This window comes from Burkholderia sp. AU45274 (assembly GCF_030482505.1).
In the GTDB taxonomy this organism is placed as follows: domain Bacteria; phylum Pseudomonadota; class Gammaproteobacteria; order Burkholderiales; family Burkholderiaceae; genus Burkholderia.
The window spans coordinates 52,042-75,994 of sequence record NZ_JAUJQE010000013.1 but is presented as its reverse complement, the minus strand read 5'-3'; the positions used below and the strand labels follow the sequence as shown (position 1 = coordinate 75,994).

The 23,953-nt window shown below is 67.5% G+C and carries 19 protein-coding genes; 1 reads left to right on the top strand and 18 read right to left on the bottom strand.

What is annotated here, in order from left to right:
* Positions 1-7: 7 nt before the first annotated feature.
* The 6 genes from thpR to QZM35_RS32505 all read right to left on the bottom strand — a co-directional run bounded on the left by thpR (position 8) and on the right by QZM35_RS32505 (position 10,639).
* Entirely contained in the window at positions 8-586 is a 579-nt protein-coding gene (gene thpR / locus QZM35_RS32530; protein WP_089430503.1) for an RNA 2',3'-cyclic phosphodiesterase, read from the bottom strand.
* The gene (locus tag QZM35_RS32525; RefSeq protein ID WP_089424324.1) at positions 583-2,073 is read right to left on the bottom strand and encodes a sodium:alanine symporter family protein; all 1,491 of its coding nucleotides are present in this window, start codon (positions 2,071-2,073) and stop codon (positions 583-585) included. The genes thpR and QZM35_RS32525 overlap by 4 nt, the downstream gene beginning before the upstream one ends.
* Before the next feature lie 187 nt (positions 2,074-2,260).
* The gene (locus tag QZM35_RS32520; RefSeq protein ID WP_089430502.1) at positions 2,261-3,319 is read right to left on the bottom strand and encodes a phytanoyl-CoA dioxygenase family protein; all 1,059 of its coding nucleotides are present in this window, start codon (positions 3,317-3,319) and stop codon (positions 2,261-2,263) included.
* A 61-nt stretch (positions 3,320-3,380) separates the two neighbouring features.
* Positions 3,381-4,847 carry a glutamate synthase subunit beta gene (locus QZM35_RS32515; protein ID WP_089424322.1) on the bottom strand — a complete coding sequence of 489 codons (1,467 nt, stop codon included), beginning with the start codon at positions 4,845-4,847 and terminating at the stop codon, positions 3,381-3,383.
* 85 nt (positions 4,848-4,932) lie between these two features.
* Positions 4,933-9,636, bottom strand: a complete 4,704-nt coding sequence (locus QZM35_RS32510) for a glutamate synthase-related protein (protein WP_089424321.1) — start codon at positions 9,634-9,636, stop codon at positions 4,933-4,935.
* Between the two features lie 289 nt (positions 9,637-9,925).
* Positions 9,926-10,639, bottom strand: coding sequence for a transposase (locus QZM35_RS32505; protein ID WP_006477151.1), 714 nt, complete (start codon positions 10,637-10,639; stop codon positions 9,926-9,928).
* Positions 10,640-10,832: 193 nt separating this feature from the next.
* Here QZM35_RS32505 and QZM35_RS32500 point away from each other — a divergent pair, with 193 nt between their 5' ends.
* Positions 10,833-11,558: an OmpW family protein gene (locus QZM35_RS32500; RefSeq protein ID WP_089424320.1), complete on the top strand. Its 726-nt coding sequence runs from the start codon at positions 10,833-10,835 to the stop codon at positions 11,556-11,558.
* A gap of 170 nt (positions 11,559-11,728) precedes the next feature.
* Here the strand turns inward: QZM35_RS32500 and ugpQ are convergent, their stop codons facing one another.
* The 12 genes from ugpQ to QZM35_RS32440 form a co-directional block, all read right to left on the bottom strand.
* Positions 11,729-12,502 (bottom strand): glycerophosphodiester phosphodiesterase, encoded by a 774-nt coding sequence (ugpQ, locus tag QZM35_RS32495; protein WP_301777487.1) that lies wholly within the window; start codon positions 12,500-12,502, stop codon positions 11,729-11,731.
* A 28-nt stretch (positions 12,503-12,530) separates the two neighbouring features.
* Positions 12,531-13,616: a sn-glycerol-3-phosphate import ATP-binding protein UgpC gene (locus QZM35_RS32490; RefSeq protein WP_301777486.1), complete on the bottom strand. Its 1,086-nt coding sequence runs from the start codon at positions 13,614-13,616 to the stop codon at positions 12,531-12,533.
* Positions 13,617-13,648: 32 nt separating this feature from the next.
* Positions 13,649-14,494 (bottom strand): sn-glycerol-3-phosphate ABC transporter permease UgpE, encoded by an 846-nt coding sequence (gene ugpE / locus QZM35_RS32485; RefSeq protein ID WP_039366729.1) that lies wholly within the window; start codon positions 14,492-14,494, stop codon positions 13,649-13,651.
* A complete protein-coding gene (ugpA, locus tag QZM35_RS32480) occupies positions 14,491-15,375 on the bottom strand; it encodes a sn-glycerol-3-phosphate ABC transporter permease UgpA (RefSeq protein ID WP_301777485.1) in 885 nt (294 codons plus the stop codon). Before ugpA ends, ugpE begins: the two co-directional genes overlap by 4 nt.
* A 102-nt stretch (positions 15,376-15,477) precedes the next feature.
* On the bottom strand, positions 15,478-16,812 hold the full coding sequence (ugpB, locus tag QZM35_RS32475) for a sn-glycerol-3-phosphate ABC transporter substrate-binding protein UgpB (protein WP_301777484.1): 1,335 nt from the start codon (positions 16,810-16,812) through the stop codon (positions 15,478-15,480).
* A 90-nt stretch (positions 16,813-16,902) separates the two neighbouring features.
* On the bottom strand, positions 16,903-18,087 hold the full coding sequence (locus tag QZM35_RS32470; protein WP_241025923.1) for a deoxyguanosinetriphosphate triphosphohydrolase: 1,185 nt from the start codon (positions 18,085-18,087) through the stop codon (positions 16,903-16,905).
* Between the two features lie 65 nt (positions 18,088-18,152).
* A complete protein-coding gene (gene aroB / locus QZM35_RS32465; RefSeq protein WP_089424314.1) occupies positions 18,153-19,232 on the bottom strand; it encodes a 3-dehydroquinate synthase in 1,080 nt (359 codons plus the stop codon).
* Positions 19,229-19,783: a shikimate kinase gene (locus tag QZM35_RS32460; protein ID WP_089424313.1), complete on the bottom strand. Its 555-nt coding sequence runs from the start codon at positions 19,781-19,783 to the stop codon at positions 19,229-19,231. The genes aroB and QZM35_RS32460 overlap by 4 nt, the downstream gene beginning before the upstream one ends.
* 40 nt (positions 19,784-19,823) lie before the next feature.
* The gene (locus tag QZM35_RS32455) at positions 19,824-21,455 is read right to left on the bottom strand and encodes a type IV pilus secretin PilQ (RefSeq protein WP_301777483.1); all 1,632 of its coding nucleotides are present in this window, start codon (positions 21,453-21,455) and stop codon (positions 19,824-19,826) included.
* Positions 21,452-22,321, bottom strand: coding sequence for a pilus assembly protein (locus QZM35_RS32450; RefSeq protein ID WP_174975185.1), 870 nt, complete (start codon positions 22,319-22,321; stop codon positions 21,452-21,454). The genes QZM35_RS32455 and QZM35_RS32450 overlap by 4 nt, the downstream gene beginning before the upstream one ends.
* On the bottom strand, positions 22,318-22,926 hold the full coding sequence (locus QZM35_RS32445) for a fimbrial protein (RefSeq protein ID WP_089424310.1): 609 nt from the start codon (positions 22,924-22,926) through the stop codon (positions 22,318-22,320). Before QZM35_RS32445 ends, QZM35_RS32450 begins: the two co-directional genes overlap by 4 nt.
* Entirely contained in the window at positions 22,923-23,849 is a 927-nt protein-coding gene (locus QZM35_RS32440) for a competence protein ComA (protein ID WP_301777534.1), read from the bottom strand. Before QZM35_RS32440 ends, QZM35_RS32445 begins: the two co-directional genes overlap by 4 nt.
* Between the last annotated feature and the right edge of the window lie 104 nt (positions 23,850-23,953).

Below are 23,953 nucleotides of genomic sequence, written 5' to 3'. Positions count from 1 at the left end.
AAGCCGCTCACTGCGCCGCCTGGCCGCCCGCCTCACCGTCCGCCCGCGCAATCGGCGCCGACACGATCGGCCGATGCGACACGCCTTCGTGCGACAGCCGGCTTTCGAACAGCGTGAGCGCGTCGAACCGCAGCGCGACCGGCCGCTTCACCGCACCGCCGTGCGCCGGCTGCCCGACCGCATCGTGCGGCAGCCGCGCGAGCGTCACGTGCGGGCGGAACTGCCGCCGGTCAGCCGGCACGCCGAGTTCGCGCAGCTTCGCCGACAGCGCGACATTCAACGCCGCGCACGCCGGTTCGGCGGCCAGCTCGGCGACGATCAGCCGCGCGCGCGGCAGGCTCGGCCACCACGCGATCCGTTCGACCGGCATCAACGGCAGTGCATGCGCGGCCGCGAGCGCCGGCAGGCACGCGGCCAGCGCGTCGCAACACGCCCGTTCGATCGCGCCGACGAACGCGAGCGTCACATGCAGTTGCGCGGGCAGCGGACGCCGCGCGCCCCGGGTAACCGGCAACGCGTGCAGCGCGTCGCGCGATGCCGCATCGGGCATCAGCGCGACGAACACGCGCAGCCGGTCGCCGTTCATGACTCGCTCGCCACCGCGCGCGGCGCGCGCGCCGGATCAGCCGCGGCCGGACGTTGCGGCAGCGGGCCATGCTCGCCCCACACGTCGGTCGGCAGCACGTTCGCGAGCTCCGGAATCGTGTTGCGCGTGAACACCGGATCGGCCACGCCTGCCGCGCGCTGGCGGCGATAGTCGCGCCAGGCCGCGTGCGCGTACTTGCCGAGCGCGAGGATCGCGATCAGGTTGATGATCGCCATCAGCCCCATGCTCGTATCGGCCATCGCCCACACGAGCGGCAGTTGCCCGACGCTGCCGAACATCACCATCGCGAGCACCGCGACGCGGAACAGCGGCAGCACGCCGCGCCGCTTCGTGATGAACTCGACGTTGCCTTCCGCATACGCGTAGTTGCCGATCACCGACGAGTACGCGAAGAAGAAGATCGCGAACGCCATGTAGATGCCGCCCCAGTCGCCGACGTGGCTCGCGATCGAGCGCTGCGTGAGCGCCGCACCTTCCATGCCGGTGCCGAGTTCGTACTGGCCCGACAGCAGGATCACGAAGGCGGTCGCGCTGCAGATCACGATCGTGTCGACGAACACGCCGAGCATCTGGATCAGCCCCTGCACGACCGGATGCCGCGTGCTGGCCGTTGCCGCCGCATTCGGCGCGCTGCCCATGCCGGCCTCGTTCGAGAACAGCCCGCGCTTCACGCCCATCGCGACCGCCTGGCTGACCGCATAGCCCGTCAGGCCACCCGCCGCCTGTTCGAGACCGAACGCGCTCTTCACGATCAGCGCGATCACGCCCGGCACCAGCGCAATATGCGTCGCGACCGCATAGACCGCCAGCGCGAGGTAGCCGATCGCCATCAGCGGCACGATCACCTGCGCAACCGCCGCGATCCGGCGAATCCCGCCGAAGATGATCGGCGCGGTCAGCAGCACGAGCCCTAGACCGACCGTCGCGCGGCTCCAGCCGAACGACGTGTCGAACGCATCGGCGATCGCGTTGGCCTGCACCGCATTGAACACGAAGCCGAACGCAAGGATCAGCGACAGCGAGAACAGCACGCCGAAGCCGCGCGAGCGCAGGCCCGTCTGGATGTAGTACGCGGGGCCGCCGCGATAGCTGCCGTCCGGATGCGACACCTTGAAGATCTGCGCGAGCGTCGCCTCGACGAACGCGGACGACATCCCGACCAGCGCCGTCATCCACATCCAGAAGATCGCGCCCGGCCCGCCGACGGTCAGCGCGACCGCGACGCCGGCGATGTTGCCGGTGCCGACGCGGCTCGCGAGCCCGGTCGCGAACGCCTGGAACGACGAGATGCTGCCCGGCTCGCCCTTGCTGCCGACCAGCTTCACGCTGAGCAACAGCGCCTTCAACTGGATCATCCGGAACCGCAGCGTGAACCACAGGCCCACGCCGAGCAGCAGCGCGATCAGCACGTAGTTCCACAACACGCCGTTGACGGCGTCGATCAGCCCTTGCACGAGTGCTTCCATCCAGAGTCCTTGTAAATAGGGTCAGTCACATGCAGCCACCGCGAATGCGGCCCGAGGGGCGACATGATATGACAGTTCGCAAGGAACATTACAAAATGAAAGATATCAGCGGGTTATTCGCGGTCTCCTGTCCGAACGACGCGGGCACGCTTCGTTGCGTCAGCGAGGCCGCCATTCGGCCGGAACATCAAAGACCAGCCCGGACAATCCGCTGGCGAGCAAGACGCGCGCAAAATGCGCCCAGGCAGGTTCGATCGACGCGAATCGCTCGTACTGCAGGATCTGCTTGGCGATCAGTTCGAGCCGCAATCCGGCATCCGGCATCCGGCAACACGTCGGATTTCAGCAGCGGCGGATTCAGCGGGCCCAGGCTGTCGACCTGCACGCCCATCGACATGCTGATCCGCGGCAGGTCCGACAGCGGGCTGCCGCGGCTGCCCCAGTGCAGCACGGCCTGGCTCCACATCATCAGGTCGCCGGCGAGCCCGGGAAGCGCGCGGATGTCCCGCACGTCGAATTCGGCCTGCGACACGCGATCCGTTCCATAGTCGGGATCGCGATGCTTCGGCAGCAGCATCACGCAACCGGTGGACGAATCGACGGGCGTCAGCGGGATCCACAGCGACAGCGCGCCGGCGCGCCCGTCCGGCAGCAGCGATCTCGCCCCCGCATCGCGATGCATGCTCCAGCCGGCCTGCCCCGCGTTCGCGCGGACGTGCCATACCCAGAAATCCGGCATCAACTGGTAGGTGTCGGCACCCAGCGCCGCCTGGACGATCCGGTGCAACCGCCAGTACGTGAGCCAGAATTCGTCGCACACGAACGCGAACACCGGCGGAATGCCGGCCTGCACGAGGCTCGTCACCATGTCGCGCATCGCCGCGAGCGGAAGGGTGCCCCGCACGTCGTCGCTCGGGGTGAACTGGGCGAAGCCCTCGAGCGCCACCCGGGCGTGGATCGCGTCGGCAATGTGTTGCTCGATTTCGATCGGCCGCTGCCGTCCGACGAATGCGTGATCCTCGACGTGAAGACCGCGGCCGAACGAAAGCAGCAGCGCGACGACCTCGTCCAGCCGGACGCGCTGGCCGTCGTCCGTCAAGCACGGTCGGGTGATTTCCGGGGCGGTTTCTCGAGACATGGACTGCGCGATACGTTCGTGGCTGAAACAGGCTTCGACCGTCGCCCGGCCAACGCCCGAACCCTGATTCGCGCATGTTAAGCGGCAACGGCCATCCGGCGCACGCATAAAAAAACGGGCGCCCTTCCGGACGCCCGCCTTTCGTCAAAACCCGCTCGCGAGATTCAGCTTATCGCGGCAGGTTCGAATGCCCCATCAGGTACGCATCGACCGAGCGTGCGCACTGGCGGCCTTCGCGGATCGCCCACACCACGAGCGACTGGCCGCGGCGCATGTCGCCCGCCGCGAACACCTTGTCGACCGACGTGTAGTACGAACGATCACCTTCGGTCGCCGCACGCGCATTGCCTCGCGCATCCTTCGCGACGCCGAATGCCTCGAGCACGGGGGCTGCCGGCTGCGTGAAGCCCATCGCGAGCAGCACGAGGTCGGCCTTCATTTCGAACTCGGAACCCGGCACTTCCTGCATCTTGCCGTCCTTCCACTCGACGCGCACCGCGATCAGCTTCTCGACCTTGCCGTTCTTGCCTTCGAGACGCTTCGTCGCGACCGCCCAGTCGCGCTCGCAACCTTCCTCGTGCGACGACGACGTACGCAGCTTGATCGGCCAGTACGGCCACACGAGCGGCTTGTTTTCCTCTTCCGGCGGCTGCGGCAGCAGCTCGAACTGCGTGACCTGCTTCGCGCCGTGGCGGTTCGACGTGCCGACGCAGTCCGAACCCGTGTCGCCACCACCGATCACGATCACGTGCTTGCCCTTCGCGAGCAGCTGGTCGACGAGCTTGTCGCCCGCGTTCACGCGGTTCTGCTGCGGCAGGAAGTCCATCGCGTAATGCACACCCGCGAGTTCGCGGCCCGGCACCGGCAGGTCGCGCGGCGTTTCCGACCCGCCCGCGATCACGACCGCGTCGAACTCTTCCTTCAGGGTTTCCGGCGAGATGGTTTCCTTCGCGAGGCTGCCGATCGACTCGGGCAGCGGATCCTTGCCGATGAACACGCTGGTGCGGAACGTCACGCCTTCCGCTTCCATCTGGCGCATGCGGCGGTCGATCAGCCACTTCTCGAGCTTGAAGTCGGGAATCCCGTAGCGCAGCAGGCCGCCGACGCGGTCGTTCTTCTCGAACACCGTCACGTCGTGGCCCGCGCGCGCGAGCTGCTGCGCGGCGGCGAGGCCCGCGGGGCCCGAACCGACGACCGCGACCTTCTTGCCCGTCTTGTGCTCGGCCGGCAGCGGCTTCACCCAGCCTTCCGCCCAGGCCTTGTCGATGATCGCGTGCTCGATCGACTTGATGCCGACCGGATCGTCGTTGATCCCGAGCGTGCACGCGGCTTCGCACGGCGCCGGGCAGATGCGGCCCGTGAATTCCGGGAAGTTGTTGGTCGAGTGCAGGACTTCGATCGCCTGCTGCCAGTCCTGGCGGTAAACGAGATCGTTGAAGTCCGGAATGATGTTGTTGACCGGGCAGCCGTTATTGCAGAACGGGATGCCGCAATCCATGCAGCGCGCGCCCTGGACCTTCGCGTCCGCGTCGGTCAGTGCCGCGACGAATTCCTTGTAGTGCTTCACGCGCGTGAGCGGTGCTTCGTACGCCTCGTGGCGGCGTTCGAACTCCAGAAAACCGGTTGCCTTGCCCATAAGGTGCTCTTCTGTTCGGTGTATCGGGTGGGGGAGCCGCGCGCGGCAGTCATGCGCGCGCGGCATTCGCTATGTCGTTCGTCGTTCAGGCGGCCAGTTCTTCCTTCGCCGCCTTCTTCGCACCGATCTCGCCCAGCGCGCGCTTGTATTCGTGCGGGAACACCTTCACGAACTGGCGGCGCGCCGCGTCCCAGTTTTCCAGCAGCGACTTCGCGCGCGGCGAACCCGTGAACTGGAAATGACGCTCGACGAGCCCCTTGAGCAGCGCTTCGTCCGTCGTGCCTTCGTGCCAGAGCGCGCGGTCGACCGTGCGCTCCTGCTCGGCCTGCTGCAGCACCGGCTCGAGCGCGACCATCGACTTGTTGCACTTCGCCGCGAACGTGCCTTCCGGATCGTAGATGTACGCGAGACCGCCCGACATGCCGGCCGCGAAGTTGCGCCCGGTCTCGCCGAGCACGACGACCGTGCCGCCCGTCATGTATTCGCAACCGTGGTCGCCCGTGCCTTCGACGACTGCCGTCGCACCCGAGTTGCGCACGCAGAAGCGCTCGCCCGCCACGCCGCGGAAGAACGATTCGCCTTCGATCGCGCCGTACATCACCGTGTTGCCGCAGATGATGTTTTCCTCGGACTTGCCGCGGAAGTCGTTGGTCGGGCGGATGATGATCCGGCCGCCCGACAGGCCCTTGCCGACGTAGTCGTTGCCGTCGCCGACGAGGTCGAGCGTCACGCCCTTCGCGAGGAACGCGCCGAAGCTCTGGCCGGCCGTGCCCTTCAGCTGGATGTGCACCGCGTCGTCGGCCAGGCCGTCGTGGCCGTGCTTCTTCGCGATCACACCCGACAGCATCGCGCCGACCGTCCGGTTCACGTTGCGCACCGGCTGGATGAACGACACATGCTCGCCGTTCTCGATCGCGGCCTTCGCCTTCTCGATCAGCACGTGGTCGAGCGCACGCTCGAGGCCGTGATCCTGCACGTCGACGTGACGCGGCGCGACGTCCTCGCATTCTTCCGGCTGGTAGAACACGCGCGAGAAGTCGAGGCCCTTCGCCTTCCAGTGCTCGATGCCCTTGCGGGTGTCGAGCAGGTCGGCGCGGCCGATCAGGTCGTCGAACTTCGCGACGCCGAGCTGCGCCATGATCTCGCGCACTTCCTCGGCGACGAAGAAGAAGTAGTTCACGACGTGCTCGGGCTGGCCCTTGAACTTCGCACGCAGCACCGGATCCTGCGTCGCGACGCCGACCGGGCACGTGTTCAGGTGGCACTTGCGCATCATGATGCAGCCTTCGACGACGAGCGGCGCCGTCGCGAAGCCGAATTCGTCCGCGCCGAGCAGCGCGCCGATCACGACGTCGCGGCCCGTCTTCATCTGGCCGTCGGCCTGCACGCGAATGCGGCCGCGCAGGCGGTTCAGCACCAGCGTCTGCTGCGTTTCGGCCAGGCCGAGTTCCCACGGCGTGCCCGCATGCTTGACCGACGACAGCGGCGACGCACCCGTGCCGCCGTCATGGCCGGCGATCACAACGTGATCGGCCTTCGCCTTCGCGACACCGGCCGCGACCGTGCCGACGCCCACTTCCGACACGAGCTTCACGGAGATGCTCGCGCTCGGGTTCACGTTCTTCAGGTCGTGGATCAGCTGCGCCAGATCCTCGATCGAGTAGATGTCGTGGTGCGGCGGCGGCGAGATCAGGCCGACACCCGGCACCGAGTAACGCAGCTTGCCGATGTATTCGGACACCTTGTGGCCCGGCAGCTGGCCGCCTTCGCCCGGCTTCGCGCCCTGCGCCATCTTGATCTGGATCTGGTCGGCCGACGCGAGGTACTCGGCGGTGACGCCGAAGCGGCCCGACGCGACCTGCTTGATCTTCGAGCGCAGCGAATCGCCATCCTTCAGCGGAATGTCGCTGACGATTTCATCGCCGATCACCGACTTCAGCGTCTCGCCCGACTTGATCGGAATGCCGCGCAGTTCGTTGCGGTAACGCTTCTCGTCCTCGCCGCCTTCGCCGGTGTTCGACTTGCCGCCGATCCGGTTCATCGCGATCGCAAGCGTTGCGTGCGCTTCGGTGCTGATCGAACCGAGCGACATCGCGCCCGTCGCGAAGCGCTTGACGATGTCCTTCGCCGGTTCGACATCGTCGATCGGGATCGCCTTGGTCGGCTCGACCTTGAACTCGAACAGGCCGCGGAACGTCATGTGACGCTTGGTCTGGTCGTTGATCAGGTGCGCGTATTCCTTGTACGTCTGGTACGAGTTGCTGCGCGTCGCGTGCTGCAGCTTCGCGATCGAATCCGGCGTCCACATGTGGTCTTCGCCACGCACGCGGTACGCGTACTCGCCGCCCGCGTCGAGCATGTCACGCAGGACCGGGCTGTCGCCGAACGCGTCGCGATGCAGGCGGATCGCCTCTTCCGCGACTTCGAACAGGCCGATACCGCCGACCTTCGACGCCGTGCCCTTGAAGTACTTCTCGACGAGGTCGCTCGACAGGCCGAGCGCTTCGAAGATCTGCGCGCCCGTGTACGACATGTACGTCGAGATGCCCATCTTCGACATCACCTTCTGCAGGCCCTTGCCGACTGCCTTCGTGAAGTTGTAGACGGCCTTCTCCGGCGACAGGTCGCCCGGCAGCCCTTCGGCCATCTTCGCGAGCGTTTCCATCGCGAGGTACGGGTGCACGGCTTCCGCGCCGTAGCCCGCGAGCAGCGCGAAGTGGTGCGTCTCACGTGCGGAGCCGGTCTCGACGACGAGGCCCGTGCTCGTGCGCAGCCCCTGCTGGACGAGGTGCGAGTGGATCGCCGACGTGGCGAGCAGCGCCGGAATCGCGACATGCTCGGCGTCCGTCTTGCGGTCCGACACGATCAGCATGTTGTAGCCCGACTTCACCGCGTCGACGGCTTCCGCGCACAGCGACGCGAGGCGCGCCTCGATGCCTTCCTTGCCCCACGCGACCGGGTAGCAGATGTTCAGTTCGTACGCGCTGAACTTGCCGCCGGTGTACTGGTCGATCGCGCGGATCTTCGCGATGTCCTTGAAGTCGAGCACCGGCTGCGACACTTCGAGACGCATCGGCGGGTTGATGTTGTTGGTGTCGAGCAGGTTCGGCTTCGGGCCGATGAACGACACGAGCGACATGACCATGTTCTCGCGGATCGGGTCGATCGGCGGGTTCGTGACCTGCGCGAACAGCTGCTTGAAGTAGTGATAGAGCGTCTTGTTCTTGTTCGACATCACCGCGAGCGGCGAGTCGTTGCCCATCGAACCGACGGCTTCCTCACCCTGCTGCGCCATCGGCGCCATCAGGAACTTCAGGTCCTCCTGCGTATAGCCGAAAGCCTGCTGGCGGTCGAGCAGCGCGGCGCCCTGCGTGCGGCCGGCCGCGACTTCCTCGGCCTTCGGCTCGATCTCGTCGAGCTTGATGCGCACGGCGTCGATCCAGCTCTTGTACGGCTTCGCGTTCGCGAGGTTGTCCTTCAGTTCCTTGTCGTCGATGATGCGGCCGTGTTCCATGTCGATCAGGAACATCTTGCCCGGCTGCAGGCGCCACTTCTTGACGATCTTCGATTCGGGGATCGGCAGCGTGCCGGCTTCCGACGCCATGATGACGAGGTCGTCGTCGGTGACGATGTAGCGCGCCGGACGCAGGCCGTTACGGTCGAGCGTCGCGCCGATCTGGCGGCCGTCGGTGAACGCGATCGCGGCCGGGCCGTCCCACGGCTCCATCATCGCGGCGTGGTATTCGTAGAACGCGCGGCGGTTCTCGTCCATCAGCGTGTGCTGTTCCCACGCTTCCGGGATCATCATCATCACCGCGTGCACGAGCGGGTAGCCGGCCATCACCAGCAGCTCGAGACAGTTGTCGAACGACGCGGTATCCGACTGGCCCGGGTAGATCAGCGGCCACAGCTTCGGCAGATCGTCGGCGAGCACGTGCGATGCGATCGCGCCGGTACGCGCGTTCAGCCAGTTCACGTTGCCCTTCACGGTGTTGATCTCGCCGTTGTGCGCGATCATCCGGTACGGGTGAGCCAGCTCCCACGCCGGGAACGTGTTGGTCGAGAAGCGCTGGTGCACGAGCGCGAGCGCCGACACGACACGCGCGTCCTGCAGGTCGCGGTAATACACGCCGACCTGGCCCGCGAGCAGCAGCCCCTTGTAGACGATCGTGCGCGCCGACATCGACGGCACGAAGTATTCCTTGCCGTGCTTGAGCTTCAGCGCCTGGATGCGGTGGCTCGCCGTCTTGCGGATCACGTACAGCTTCCGCTCGAGCGCGTCCGTCACCATGATGTCCTTGCCGCGGCCGATGAAGATCTGGCGGATCAGCGGCTCGCTCGCCTTGACCGTCGGCGAAATCGGCATCGCATGGTCGACCGGCACGTCGCGCCAGCCGAGCACGACCTGGCCTTCCGCCTTCACCGTCCGCTCGAGCTCCTGCTCGCACGCGAGACGTGATGCGTTTTCCTTCGGCAGGAAGATCATGCCGACCCCATATTCACCCGCCGGCGGCAGGTTCACGCCCTGCTTCGCCATTTCCTCGCGATAGAACGCGTCCGGAATCTGGATCAGGATGCCCGCGCCGTCGCCCATCAGCGGATCAGCGCCGACCGCGCCACGGTGATCGAGGTTCTCGAGAATCTTCAGGCCCTGCTGAATGATCTCGTGGCTCTTCTTGCCCTTGATGTGAGCGACGAAGCCGACGCCACAGGCGTCGTGTTCGTTTTGCGGGTCATACAGACCTTGTGCGGCGGGCACCGCGGCGAGCGGCTGCTGGTGGTCGTTCATGGGGACACCGTCGTAAAGGGGGCCTGGAGGCCGTTGAACCATTTTCTTGTTGCCGTCGATCCCGCTCCCGACGGGAGACGGCGCGGCCGACCGTGGATGGGCATGCTTCGCCCGGGCCACCGGAATTCGGAATATACGCGACGAATCAAAGGAATAGCAACAAAAACCGCTTGATCGAGCCCCAATAAAATGGATGCCTCGATCTGGTGCCGTTTTATTGGGGCTGCATCATTTTGGTGCAAAAAGAAGCGGCGCCCGCAGCGCCGCCTCCTGAACCGCCATTCCTGCGTTACTGCTGGATCGGCGGCGTGTTTTCACGCACCTTTCTGGGGCGTCCGCGTGGCAGCGGCGACACGCGCCGGTTCGCGGTACGCGCCGCCCACTCGCGATAATTCTCGCCGCCGAGCACCCAGCCCTTCAACGTCGCCTGCTGCAGCTGGTCGGCCTGGCGCTCGTCGAGCGGCTGCTCGCACAGCTCCTTGTACGCGCGCTGGCGGTCGAACGGCGTATTGCCGAGCGCCCAGTAGAGCGGATGGTCGGTGATCAGGCTGTCGACGGTGAGCCCGACGTGGTGCCGGTAGCTCGACCAGCGATAGGCCTCGGGCGTCGCGACGAGCTGCGCGCGCACCGGGCTCATCTCGACCACGCGGCTCGCGAGCAGGAAATAGCGCTCGCCTTCGATCACGGTCGCGCGATAGCGGCCTTCCCACAGGGTGCCGCGCCGCGAATAGCGCCGGTTGAAATGCGCGACGTAGCGGCGACCGACGGCCTGCATCGCTTTCGGCAGGCTCGCCTCGTCGCTCGGCGTCACGAGCAGTTGCACCTGGCGGGGCAGCAGCACGTAGGCGTGCACCGACAGGTGATGATCGCGCGCGGCGGCCTTCAGGCAATCGATGAAGAGTTCGTAGTCCTGGTCGTCGACGAACGCGGGTTGCTGATCCAGGCCGCGCAGTATCACGTGCTGCGGCTGGTCGGGAACGTAGAGTCGTGCTAACCGTGCCATGCTGAATGTCCGTTTGAACGCGTTAGGAAATACCCGGGGGTCCGAAAATGCGCACCTGCGTAGAATGCCTGTCCCCGCTGGGCGCGAAAGCGTACGGTCGTACGAAACCTAGGGAGAAAACTCTAACTTACGAGCTTGTTTGGTTTTAAACGCAGTCGTCATAATGAGCACGCCTTTGATCGGAGGAGACACAATGAAACGAAAACTGGCCATTACGGGGGCCGCAGCGCTCGCATTCGCGGGCGGTACGGCACACGCACAATCTGCAGGTGATTTCTACGTCAGCACCGGCTGGCTGCACCTTGCGCCGCAGGACAGCAGCGACCCGCTGTTCGTCTACCGCGTAGGCGGCACGCCCATCAACCAATCCATTCCCAACACCGGCGCGGGCATCAACGACGCCGACACGCTGGGGCTCGCGGCGGGCTACTTCGTCACCGACCATATCTCCACCGAGCTCGTGATGGGGATACCGCCGAAGTTCGACATTACCGGCAAGGGTCAGTTCGATAGATTCGGCGTACTCGGCCGCGCGTACCAGTGGAGCCCCGCCGTCTTGCTGCGCTACCACTTCAACGACGCCAATGCGAAGTTCCGTCCGTATGTCGGTGTCGGCGCGACGTATGTCTGGTTCACCGGCGCGAAGATCACCAACGGCTCGTTCGAGAACGGCGTGCTCGGCGGCCCGACCAGCGCGACGACCAGCAACCAGTGGGCGCCCGTCTTCAACGCCGGCTTCACGTACAACTTCACGAAGCACTGGTTCGCGGGGCTGTCGCTCTCGTATATCCCTGTCAGCGTGACCGCGACCTTCACGACGGCCCGCCGGACGCCGGTCGGCACCCTGACCGAAACGTCGAAAGCGAAGATCTCGCTGAACCCGATCGTCACGTACCTGAACCTCGGCTACCGCTTCTAAGCGTAGTCGAATATTTGGGGAATGGTTAATCCTGCTGCAATTTGTAGCGGATTTTTCGTGACGTAACGTCTCCACGATGCGAAACGCCCCGGCGGGAATCCCGTCGGGGCGTCGTTTTTTCGCATCAGGCACGTTCCTGACACCGGTTTCGCCGGCCGTTGTCGCGCCCGTCAGGGGATGGCGATGTCGTCCAGCGCTGCCGGGCCGATCAGGTCGATCAGGTCCGTGCAGACCGCGTCGACGCCCCAGCGTGCGAGTTCGCGTGCCCGCTCGAGGTCATTCACCGTGTAAACCAGGATGCGCAGCCCGGCCGCCTTGATCGCGCGCACGAGCGGTTCGTCGAGCTGTGTGTGGTCTGCATGCAACGAAACGCAGCCGAGCGCACCGACGACCTGCGCATGCCAGTCGTCCGGCACGGACTCGTAGAGCATTCCGCGCGGCAGCGCAGGCGCCGTCGCGCGTGCCTGTTGCAGCGCATCGAACGAGAACGACGACAGCAGCGGCGGAACCGCGGCATCACGCCAGTACACGGCCGCGTCGGCCGCCACGCGCTGCCCGGTCTCAATCTCGCGCCCCGGGCACGGCTTGATCTCGACATTCGCTGCCAGCCCGTGGGCGAGGCAGCGCGCCGCCGCCGCCTCGAGCGTCGGCATCCGCTCGCCCGCGAAGCGCGCGTCGCGCCACGTGCCCGCGTCGAGCGCGGCCAGCGCGTCATAACGCATGCCCGCCGCTGCACCGTGTCCGTTCGACGTGCGGTCGACCGTGTCGTCGTGCAGCAGGAACGTCACGTCGTCGGCGGACAGCTTCGCGTCGAACTCGACCATCCGGTGGCCACGGCGCGCGCCCTCGTCGAGCGCGGCGAGCGTGTTCTCCGGCGCGAGCGTGCCGCCGCCGCGATGGGCGACGACGCGCGGATAAGGCCACCAGTCGGTACGGGTCGTCATCGTCGGTCTCTCGGCAAGGTCAGCAGGGTCAGCCGGCACGCTTGCCGGTCTCGGGATCGAAGAAATGCAGCCGGTGCGCCGGCAGCGCGGCCGCCAGCGCCGTGCCGCGCGCGGGACGGTCCGCGTGCGGCAGGCGCACCGCGACGTCGTGACTGCCCCAGCGGCCGTGCGCGAGATTGTCCGCGCCGAGCAGCTCGCACGAGTCGACCGGCAGCGTCGCCTGCGCGACGCCCGGCTGCGGCGTCATGTGTTCGGGACGCACGCCGAGCACCCAGTCGCGCCCGGTGGCGATCGCCGCGCCGATGCCGGGCGCGCCCGCGACCGGCAGCGCGGGGCCGCCGCCCGCGACCGTAAACGTCGCGCCGTCGTCCGACAGCCGGCCGTGCATCAGGTTCATCGCCGGCGAGCCGATGAAGCCCGCGACGAACACCGTCGCCGGCTTCTCGTACACGTCGACCGGCGCGCCGATCTGCTCCGCGAAGCCGCGGTTCATCACGATCACGCGCTGCGCGAGCGTCATCGCCTCGATCTGGTCGTGCGTCACGTAGACGCTCGTCGTCGCGAGCCGCGCATGCAGCCGCTGGATCTCGAGCCGCATCTGCACGCGCAGCTTCGCGTCGAGGTTCGACAACGGCTCGTCGAACAGGAACACCGACGGCTCGCGCACGATCGCGCGCCCCATCGCGACACGCTGCCGCTGGCCGCCCGACAGCTCGCGCGGCCGCCGCGCGAGCAGCGGCTCGAGTTCGAGGATCTTCGCGGCAGCCGCCACCCGCGAATCGATCGTCGCGCGCTCGATCCCGCGGATCTTCAGCCCGTAGCCCATGTTCTGCGCGACCGTCATGTGCGGGTACAGCGCATAGTTCTGGAACACCATCGCGATGTCGCGATCCTTCGGCTCCAGCGCGTTGACGACACGCTCGCCGATCGCGATCTCGCCGTCCGTCACCGTCTCGAGCCCCGCGATCATCCGCAGCAACGTCGACTTGCCGCAGCCCGACGGGCCGACCAGCACGATGAATTCGCCGTCGGCGATCTCCACGTCGATGCCGTGCAGCACGTGCTGCTTGCCGTCGTAGGATTTCCTGACGCCCTTCAAGCTCAGCGCAGCCATTCTTGGTCTTTCTCCCGGTTGCCGTCCGTCATTCATTTCTCGGAATCGACGAGGCCGCGCACGAACCAGCGCTGCATCGCCAGCACGACGACGAGCGGCGGGATCATTCCCAGCAGCGTCGCCGCCATCACGTATTGCCATTCGGTCGCGGCGTCGCCGCTCGCGATCATCGTCTTGATGCCCACCACCGCCGTCGACAGCGAGGCCTCCGTCGTGATCAGGATCGGCCACAGATACTGGTTCCAGCCGTAGATGAACGTGATCACGAACAGCGCCGCGATGCTCGTCTTCGACAGCGGCAGCACGACGTCCCAGAAGAACCGCAGCGGCCCCGCGCCGTCGATGCGCGCGGCGTCCATCAACTCGTCGGGCAGCGTCATGAAGAACTGGCGGAACAGGAACGTCGCGGTTGCCGACGCGATCAGCGGCAGCGTGAGCCCCGCGTAGGTGTTCGTCAGGTGCAGCGTCGACACGACCTGCACGGTCGGGAAGATCCGCACTTCCACCGGCAGCATCAGCGTGACGAAGATCAGCCAGAACGCCGTGTTGCGGAACGGGAAGCGGAAATAGACGATCGCGTACGCGGACAGGATCGACACCGCGATCTTGCCCACCGCGATGCCGAGCGCCATCGCGAAGCTGTTCACGAGCAGGCGGCCGAACGGCGCGGTCGTGCCGCCGCTGCCGTGCCCCCAGATGTACGCGACGTTCTCGAACAGGTGCGTGCTCGGCACGAGCGACAGCGGCACCGTGAACACTTCCTGCGCGTTCATCGTCGCCGCGCAGAACGCGACGTAGACAGGAAACACGATCAGCACCACACCCGCGATCAGCACCGCGTGGCAGAACAGGTCGAAGCCCTTGCGATTTTCGATCATGCGTATTGCACCCTGCGTTCGACGAAGCGGAACTGGATCACCGTGAGCCCGACGACGATGAGCATCAGCACGACCGACTGCGCGCCCGAGCTGCCGATGTCGAGCCCCTGGAAGCCCTCCGCGAAGATCTTGTAGATCAGCGTCTTCGTGCTCTGCGCCGGGCCGCCGCCGGTGGCCGCGTCGATCACCGGGAACGTGTCGAAGAACGCGTAGACGAGGTTCACGACCAGCAGGAAGAAGCTGGTGGGCGACAGCAGCGGCAGCACGATGTTGAAGAAGCGCCGCACCGGCCCGGCGCCGTCGATCGCGGCCGCCTCGATCAGCGAGCGCGGGATCGCCTGCAGGCCCGCGTAGAAGAACAGGAAGTTGTAGCTCACCTGTTTCCACACCGACGCGAGCACGACGAGGAACATCGCCTGGCCGCCGTTCAGCGCGTGGTTCCACACGATGCCGCTCTTCGCGAGCGCATAGGTGATCAGGCCGATGCTCGGGTTGAACAGGAACGCCCACAGCACGGCGGCGATGGTCGGGGCGACCGCGTACGGCCAGATCAGCAGCGTGCGGTACACGCGCGCGCCGCGGATCACGCGATCGGCGCACGCGGCGAGGACCAGCGACACGACGAGCCCGCTCACCGTGACGAGCGAGCTGAACACGAGCGTCGTGCGGAACGAATCGAGATACAGCGGATCGGCGAACAGGTGCGTGAAGTTCGCGAGGCCGACGAATTCGCTCGACGTGCCGAACGCATCCTGCATCTGCGTCGACTGCCATAGCGCGACGCCGGCCGGCCACAGGAAGAACACGGCGGTGATCGCGAGCTGCGGCGCGATCAGCAGGTACGGCAGCAGGCTCGTACCGAAACGGGAACGGGATTGCATCGCGGAGATCCGGTCAGGCGCAACGGAAAGGGGGCGTGCCGCCGGCCGGCGCGCGCATCCGCACTGGATGCGACGCGGCCGTCGGCACGGTGCGATGCGGGCTCAGCCGCCCGACTTCTCAAAGCGGCGCAGCAGTTCGTCGCCGCGCGACGCGGCCGAATCGAGCGCGTCCTTCGGCGACTTCTTCTGCGCCCAGACCTGTTCGAACTCCTCGTCGACCACCGTGCGGATCTGCGGCATGTTGCCCAGGCGCAGCCCCTTCGTGTACGGCAGCGGCGGCTTGTTCAGCATCTGCTTGATCGCGGTTTCGGCGCTCGGGTTCTTCGTGTAGAAGCCCTGCTGGCGCGTGAGGTCGTACGCGGCGGTCGTCACGGGCAGGTAGCCCGTGTCCTGGTGCCACTTCGCGGCGACCGCCGGCGAGGCCAGGTATGCGAGGAATTTCGCGACGCCCTTGTAGGTCGCCGGATCCTTGCCCGCCAGCACCCACAGGCTCGCGCCGCCGATGATCGCGTTCTGCGGAGCGCCCTTCACGTTCGCGTCGTACGGCATCATGCCCGTGCCGTAGCTGAACTTCGCGAACTTCTGCACGTTCGCGAGCGCGCCCGACGACGTCGTCAGGATCCCGCAGTCGCCGCTGTAGAACTTCGCCGACGCCTCATCCTTGCGCCCCGCGTACGTGAACGTGCCGTCCTTCGCCATCTGCTGCAGGAACGAGATGTGCGCAATCTGCTGCGGCTTGTTGAATTCGAGCGCCGCGTCGGTACCGTCGAAGCCGTTGTTGCGGCTCGCGAACGGCAGCCCGTGCCACGCGCTGTAGTTCTCGAGCTGGATCCAGCCCTGCCAGCCGGTCGTGAAGCCGCACGCCATCCCCGACTTGCGCAGCTTCTCGGCATCGGCCTGCACGTCGGCCCACGTCTTCGGCGGCTGGTTCGGGTCGAGGCCGGCCTTCTTGAACGCGTCCTTGTTGTAGTACAGCACCGGCGTCGAGCTGTTGAACGGCATCGAGACGAGATGGCCCGTCTTCGCGTCGCTGTAGTAGCTCGCGATGGTCGGCACGAACGCCTTTTCGTCGAGCGGCACGCCGGCCTGCTTGAACACGTCGTAGACGGGCACGACGGCCTTCTTCGCCTGCATCATCGTGGCCGTGCCGACTTCGTAGACCTGGAGGATCGCCGGCGCGTTGCCGCTGCGATAGGCGGCGATGCCGGCCGCGAGCGCCTGGTCGTAGGTGCCCTTGAAGACCGGCACGATCTTGTAGTCGCTCTGCGACGCATTGAACTGGTCGGCGATCGCATTGACCCGCTCGCCGAGCGCGGCCTCCATCGCATGCCAGAACTGGATTTCCGTCGCGGCGAGCGCCACGTGCTGTACCCCGAACATCAGCGCGCCGCCGAGCGCGATCGAACGAACCAGTGTCCCCGCAGGCTTCTTCTTCATCGACCTCTCTCCTATGAAAACGTTACCAACAGCGTGTGCAACATTCCCGTCGCCATTGAACCGGCGAAGTCTAGTGATCGTTTGTGACAGTCAGTTGTCGCCGATGACGAACAGGCGCTGATACTCCTTCAGCGCGAAGCGGTCGGTCATGCCGGCGATGTAGTGCGCGACGAGGCGCGGCTGCTGCGCGGTATCGTCGGACTGGTATGGCGGCGGCAGCAGGCGCGGATCGTCGATGAACGCATCGAACAGGCCGGTGACGACGCGCTGCGCCTTGCTCGCCATGCGCATCACCTTGTAGTGGCGATAGAGGTTCTTGAAGAGGAAACGCTTGAGGGCGGCCGCCTGGGCGGCGACCGTTTCGCTGTGCGACACGAGCGGCGGCGCGGCGCGCACGTCGTCGAGCGATGCGGGTGCGACACGCGCGAGATTGCGCGTCGTCTCGTCGATCAGGTCGACGATCAGCGTGTTGATGATGCGGCGCACCGTCTCGTGCACGAGACGACGGCCCTCGAGGTGCGGGAATTCGGCGAGCGCCGCCTCGTAGTGGCGCTGCCACAGCTCGACTTCCGCGAGCTGCTCGATCGTGATCAGGCCGGAACGCAGGCCGTCGTCGACGTCGTGGTTGTTGTACGCGATCTCGTCCGCGATGTTGGCGAGCTGCGCTTCGAGCGACGGCTGGCGGCCCTGCAGGAAGCGCTCGCCGAGCGCGCCGAGCTTGCGCGCATTCTCGCGCGAGCAGTGCTTCAGAATGCCTTCGCGCGTCTCGAAGCACAGGTTCAGCCCGTCGAACGCGCCGTAGTGCTCCTCGAGCTCGTCGACGACCGCGAGGCTCTGCAGGTTGTGCTCGAAGCCGCCATGCTCGCGCATGCAGGCATTCAGCGCGTCCTGCCCGGCATGGCCGAACGGCGTATGGCCGAGGTCGTGCGCGAGCGAGATCGCCTCGACGAGATCCTCGTTCAGGCGCAGGTTGCGCGCGACCGAGCGCGCGATCTGCGCGACTTCGAGACTGTGCGTGAGACGGGTGCGGAACAGGTCGCCTTCGTGATTGACGAAGACCTGCGTCTTGTATTCGAGCCGGCGAAATGCGGTCGAATGGACGATGCGGTCGCGGTCGCGCTGGAATTCGGTGCGCGCCGCCGGCGGTGCTTCCGGATGGCGGCGGCCGCGCGACTGCGACGCGTGTGCGGCATACGGAGCGAGATGGGCTTCCAGCGCCGCCAGCGTCGGCGGCTCGGCCACCGGCGCAGCAGACGCGTGGCCGGCTTCGGGCAGTGTGCTGCTGGATGTCTCGCTCACGTCTCCTCCATGTCAGGGGCGCCGGGGCATCCGGGCCGCCGTTAGCGGGTGGTCTGCGCCAGTGTGGCGAACACGGCTTCGTCCGGCGCCTGCGTGATCAGCGTATCGCCGAATCGCTTCAGCAGGATGAACTTGATCGCGCCGGCCTCCGCCTTCTTGTCGACGCGCATCAGGTCCATGTAGCGCGCATCGCCGAGCGCGGGCCCGCGGGTCGGCAGGTGCGCGGCCGCGATCACCGCATCGAGGCGCTGCCGCGACGCTTCGTCGAGCAGGCCGAGCCGCACCGACAGGTCACCCGCCATCACCATCCCGCAACCGACCGCCTCACCGTGCAGCCACTCGCCGTAGCCGAGCCCGGCCTCGATCGCATGGCCGAACGTGTGGCCGAAATTCAGGATCGCGCGCAGGCCGCCTTCGCGTTCGTCGGCCGCCACCACGCTCGCCTTGATCTCGCACGAGCGCTTCACCGCATGCGCGAGCGCAGCCGGGTCGCGACGGTTCAGCGCGTCGACGTTCGCCTCGATCCAGTCGAAGAATTCCGCATCGGCGATCGCGCCGGTCTTGATGATCTCGGCGACGCCGGCCGCCAGTTCGCGGTCGGGCAGGGTCGTCAGCGCGCCGATGTCCGCGATCACGGCCTGCGGCTGGTAGAACGCGCCGATCATGTTCTTGCCGAGCGGGTGGTTGATGCCCGTCTTGCCGCCGACCGACGAATCGACTTGCGACAGCAGCGTCGTCGGCACCTGGATGAACGGCACGCCGCGCATGTAGCATGCGGCCGCGAAGCCCGTCATGTCGCCGATCACGCCGCCGCCGAGCGCGACGAGCGTCGTCTTGCGGTCCGCGCGGTCGGTCAGCAGGCCGTCGAAGATCAGGTTCAGCGTTTCCCAGTTCTTGTACGCCTCGCCGTCCGGCAGCACGACCGTCGACACGCGCTTGCCGAGCGGCGCCAGCGCCGCACGCAGTGCGTCGCCATAGAGCGGATCGACCGTCGTGTTCGTGACGATCGTGACGGACGAGCCCTTGATATGAGGCGCGAACAGCTCGGCCCGGCCGATCAGGCCGGCGCCAATGTGAATCGGATAGGCGCGCTCGCCCAGGTCGACGTTGACAGTAATCATGCTTGTAGCGGCTTGGCGATGACGCCGGCCAGTTCGAGTTGCATCAGCACCATGTTGACGAGACCGTTGACCGACGGACGGCCGGTCTCGATGACGAAATCCGCGCATTCGCGGTACAGCGGGTCGCGTACCTCGTACAGCGCTTCGAGACGCCCCTTCGGATCTTCGGTCTGCAGCAGCGGGCGGTTCTTGTCCTTGCGCGTGCGCAGCCACAGATCGTGCGGATTGGCGCGCAGGTAGACGACGATGCCGTGGTTTTTCAGGCAGTCGCGGTTTTCCGGGCGCAGCACCGCGCCGCCGCCCGTCGCGAGCACGATGTTCTCGCGCTGCGTGAGATCGGCGATCACCTGCGTTTCGCGATCGCGAAACCCGGCCTCGCCCTCCATCTCGAAGATCACCGGAATGCGCGCGCCCGTGCGGGCCTCGATTTCGTGGTCGGAGTCGAAGAACGTCCTGTCGAGACGACGCGCGACCGCACGGCCCACGGTGGTCTTACCCGCTCCCATAAGGCCGACGAAAAATACGTTTGCATGTGGGTCCCGCGCTTGCAACGGCTTCCTCTGCTTCAATCTTGCTGGTGTGTGGCGCAGCTTACTGGCAAAGCGGCTGCCTTGTCGAGCCTGCGCCGGCGGCTTCCGGCCCCGTTTTCTCGGCATCCGCGCTGACCGCGCCGCGCGCATTGCAGCGCGCATCGACGACGGTCGGCGTGATGAAGACGACCAGTTCGTTACGCTGATCGCGTTGCGCGCGGTGCCGGAAAAGCGCGCCCAGAAACGGTATTTTGCCCAAGAGCGGCACGCGCGTCACATCGTTCCGGTTCAGTTGTTCATAGATCCCGCCGATCGCGACCGTCCCGCCGTTCTCGACCTCGACGCGCGTCTGGACGTGTTTCGTGTGAATCGCCGGGCCGGCCGCCGTCGGCTCGCCGATGCTGTCCTTCGTCACGTCCAGGTCGAGCACCACGCGCCCGTCCGGCGTGATTTGCGGCTCGACCTCGAGCTTGAGCGTGGCCCGGCGGAACTGCACGCCGCTCACGCCGTTGCCGACCTTCGCCTGGTACGGCAACTCCGACCCCTGTTCGACGATGGCCTTGACGCGATCGGCGGTCACCACGCGCGGGCTCGAAACGATCTGGCCCCGCCCCTGTGCCTCGAGCGCGCTCAGTTCGACGTCGAGCACACGGCTGAGCGGCGCGGCGAACAGCGTGAAGCCGGCGGTTGCCGCTTCGAAGCCGCCGAGCGGCCGTGCAGCCAGGTCGAGCGCATTGCGGGCACCGGTCGCAAACGTGGCACTCTCGCCCGACGGCGGCCGCTCCTGCGCCCGCAGCGCGACGCGTGCGCCGAGATTGCGCGAAAAACCCTGCTCGCCCTCGACGATGCGGGCCTCGATCCGGACCTGCCGCGACGGCCGGTCGATCGCCTCGATCAGGCTCGCGACCTGGTCGAGACGCGGCGCGAGATCGGTGACGAACAGCAGGTTCGTGCGCGGATCGGCCGCCGCTGCGCCACGCTTCGACAGCAGGCGCTGGCCGGTCGCGCCGGCCAGCAGTCGCTGCACGTCCTGCGCGCGCGGGTAGTGCAGCGCGAACGTCCGGCTCGCAAGCGGCTCCAGATCGGCGGCCCGCGCGTGCATTTCGAAGCGCTCTCGTTCGCGGGCGGCCAGTTCGACCGCCGGCGTGACCCAGATCACGTTGCCCCGCCGGGTCATCGCGAGCCCGTGTGTGTCGAGTAGCGTGTCGAAGGCATCGCGCCAAGGGACATTATTCAGACGTAACGTGACGGTGCCGCGCACCTGCTCGCTGACGACGATATTGAGCCCCGTGAACCGCGCGAACGCGTCGAACGCAGCCGCGAGCCCTGCGCCCTGCAGATTCAGCGAGATCCGCCGCGTGTCGTCCGCATCGCCCGGTTGCCGGGCCGCAACGTCGCCCATCCGGGCCGGCGGCGCCAACGGGATCGGCGGCCCTTCCAGCCCGGGTGCCGGGGTGGCGGCCTCAGCCTGAAGCGCCGCGCGCGCCGCCTGATCGAACGGCGGCGGGCCGACCTCCGTCGATACGGTGTGATCCGCACCGTCCACCCCGCCTTGTGGCAACGGCAGGCCCGGCACCTGCGTATCCAACGATGCGGCAGGCCAGACGGCCGGCAGCGGCGGCAATGACGCGCTTGCACTGGCCGCGGTCAATCCGGCCCAAACGGCGAGCACCCGGCATCCGTGCTTGATCATGGCCGCCTCCCGTCGTCCAGCGTGACCCGGTACGCGCCGTCCGCCGTTGCGAGTGTCACGGCGACGGGATCGATTCGCACCACCCGCGCGGCCCCGAGGGTGTCGCCGGGAACCACGGCCGTGAACGCGCCGTCACCATCGTCGAACAGCGCGAGACCTGCATGACCGTCGCGAATCGTGCCGGCCAGGCGGACAGCCGCCCCCTGCGCTTCGGACGAACCGGCCTCGCCGAACGGATCGGCGCCGGGTGCGCCGGCCAGAACCGACGTCTCCCCGCCCGTGGACGTTGGCGCCGGCAACGCCGGAAACACGTCGACGGACATTTCCACGCGCGCGGCCTCCTTTCCCCGTTCGACACGCAGCGCGGACGGCACTGCCAGCACCGGGAAGCGGGCCAGCCCGCCGACCATCTGCAGCAACGCGTGAAAGTGGCCCTCCGCGACGATGCGCACCGTGCGCCTGCCGTCCGGCACTGCGCCATCGGCGCGCAACGGTTCGATCGATACGTCGCGCAGCCCGCTCGACGCGGCGCGATCCGCCAGTTCCAGCATCAACGCAGCCCATTCCGGCGTACCCGGCGAGCGATCGCCGTGTGCCGCCGCCGGCTGCACGCCGCGTTGCCGTGCAGCGGCAGCCAGGACACGCCGCGCATCGGCCTCCCGCGTCTGCGCCGCGGCGAGCAACGCGCGGCTATGTGCAAGCCCGCTCCAGTCGGCGGCATTCGCCAGATGAATGCCGCCCGCCAGCACGGCCGCGAATGCGAGCCCGCAGCCTGCGATGTGCGCAGCCGCCGGCGACACACGCCGCATGCCGCCTCGCCATCCGTCGCTGCGCAGTGCGGACCGATGCGCGAGCACCGCCGTCATGCGCCACCTCCCGATGCATTCCGGGATGCCATCTTGTCGTGCCAGCGCAGCTGGACCGAGAACCGGAACGGCATCCCGCCTGTCACGACCGGAGCACCGGAAGCAGGCTTCAACGCATCGATATCGATCCGCCAGCCACGTTGCTCGCGTGCCATCCCCGCGAGCCATCGCGCGGCCGCCCGGTAGCTCGCGGCGCGCGCATCGATCACGGCACCGGCCGACGTCGTGCGCAGCGCGTCGAGCCGGACGGTGCCGTCGCGCATCTGTGCCAGTGTGGCCAGCAGCCCTGCGACGTGCCGATAAGGCGCGGCGAGCGCGGCCGCCTGCGCGTCGCGTTGCGCGGCAACGGCCGCAGCCTTGGCAGCGCGTGTCGCGGCCCCCACCTGCGGCTGCAACTGCCGCAGCCGCGCCTCCACACTCGCGCGCTCGGCATCCACGCGCCACCGCGCCCCGGTGGCGGCGCCCGTCCACAGGCCGGCGCCGAGCACACCGAGCAGAATCGCCGCACCGCACTGCGCCGCCCGGCGACGTCGCAACGCCTGCGCCAGCCGCTCGCGGTACGGCAGCAGGTTGAAGCCGCCCGGCTCCGCACGACGGGCCGTCATTCCCACACCCCGCGCAAGGCCAGCCCGAATGCGACAGCCCATGCCGGGCCGCCCGGCATGCCGGCGGCCGGACACGGTTGCCCACTCCAGCCGGTGCAGTCGAACGACACCGCAACCGCGCCGAGCACGTCGCCAATCTCGGCGATGGATGTGTCGAAGCGGGCGATACACCGCTCGTCCCCAGCCACGAGTACGCAACACACGGCCCCGAGCGCGCGCTGGCGCAATGCATCGGAAAACGCCCCCGGCACGGCGCCGGACAGCGTCAGCACCGGTACGGCCAACGGGCCGTCGATTCGCCAGCCGTGCACGCCCGAGTCATGAAACCAGAGCGCCGCGTAGGGGCCCGCCTGCGCGTCGGGTTCGAATTGCGCGGCATAGCGCAACGCACGCAGCGCCGCGGCCGACTCGCCGTCGACCACCGTCAGGTCGACACCGGCCTGGGCGGCCACGTCGATCCGGCGTTCGAGCAGCGCCAGCGGGACCACGGCAATCTCGATCTCGCCGGCTCCCGCGCCGCCCTCCTGCCGCCAGTCGAACGCGAGACTGTCCGGCGCCAGCCCCGAGATGCGCTCAGCCGCCTGCCGCGCGGCGTCCTCGACGTCGGCCCGCCCGGCCAGATCGAGCGTTGCGGTACGCATCTCGTCATCGTGCAACGCCATCACGCCGCGCGCGTCGCACCGCACCCCGGCCGCCGACAGCCTCGACACGGCGGCGGCCAGCGCACGCGCAACCGCCGCCCAGCGCGCATCCTCCGGCCCGCCCGCCAACCCGACCGGCTCCCGCTCCAGCCCCTCGACGCACACCTCCGCGCCCCGGCCGCGCCGGCTCAGCACGGCCACCCTCACCTCGTCCGCACCGACGTCGATTCCCGTCGACCGTTGCCCACCCTGCGCAAACCGCGCTCGCCATCGTCCCGCCATCCCAGCCTCCCGAAATCGTCGCGGCCCATGCCGCGTTTCCGAGACCTGATTCTGCAAATCGGCGCGTGCGGCCGACAGTCGGCCTAACGGCCAGCATCCGCTCG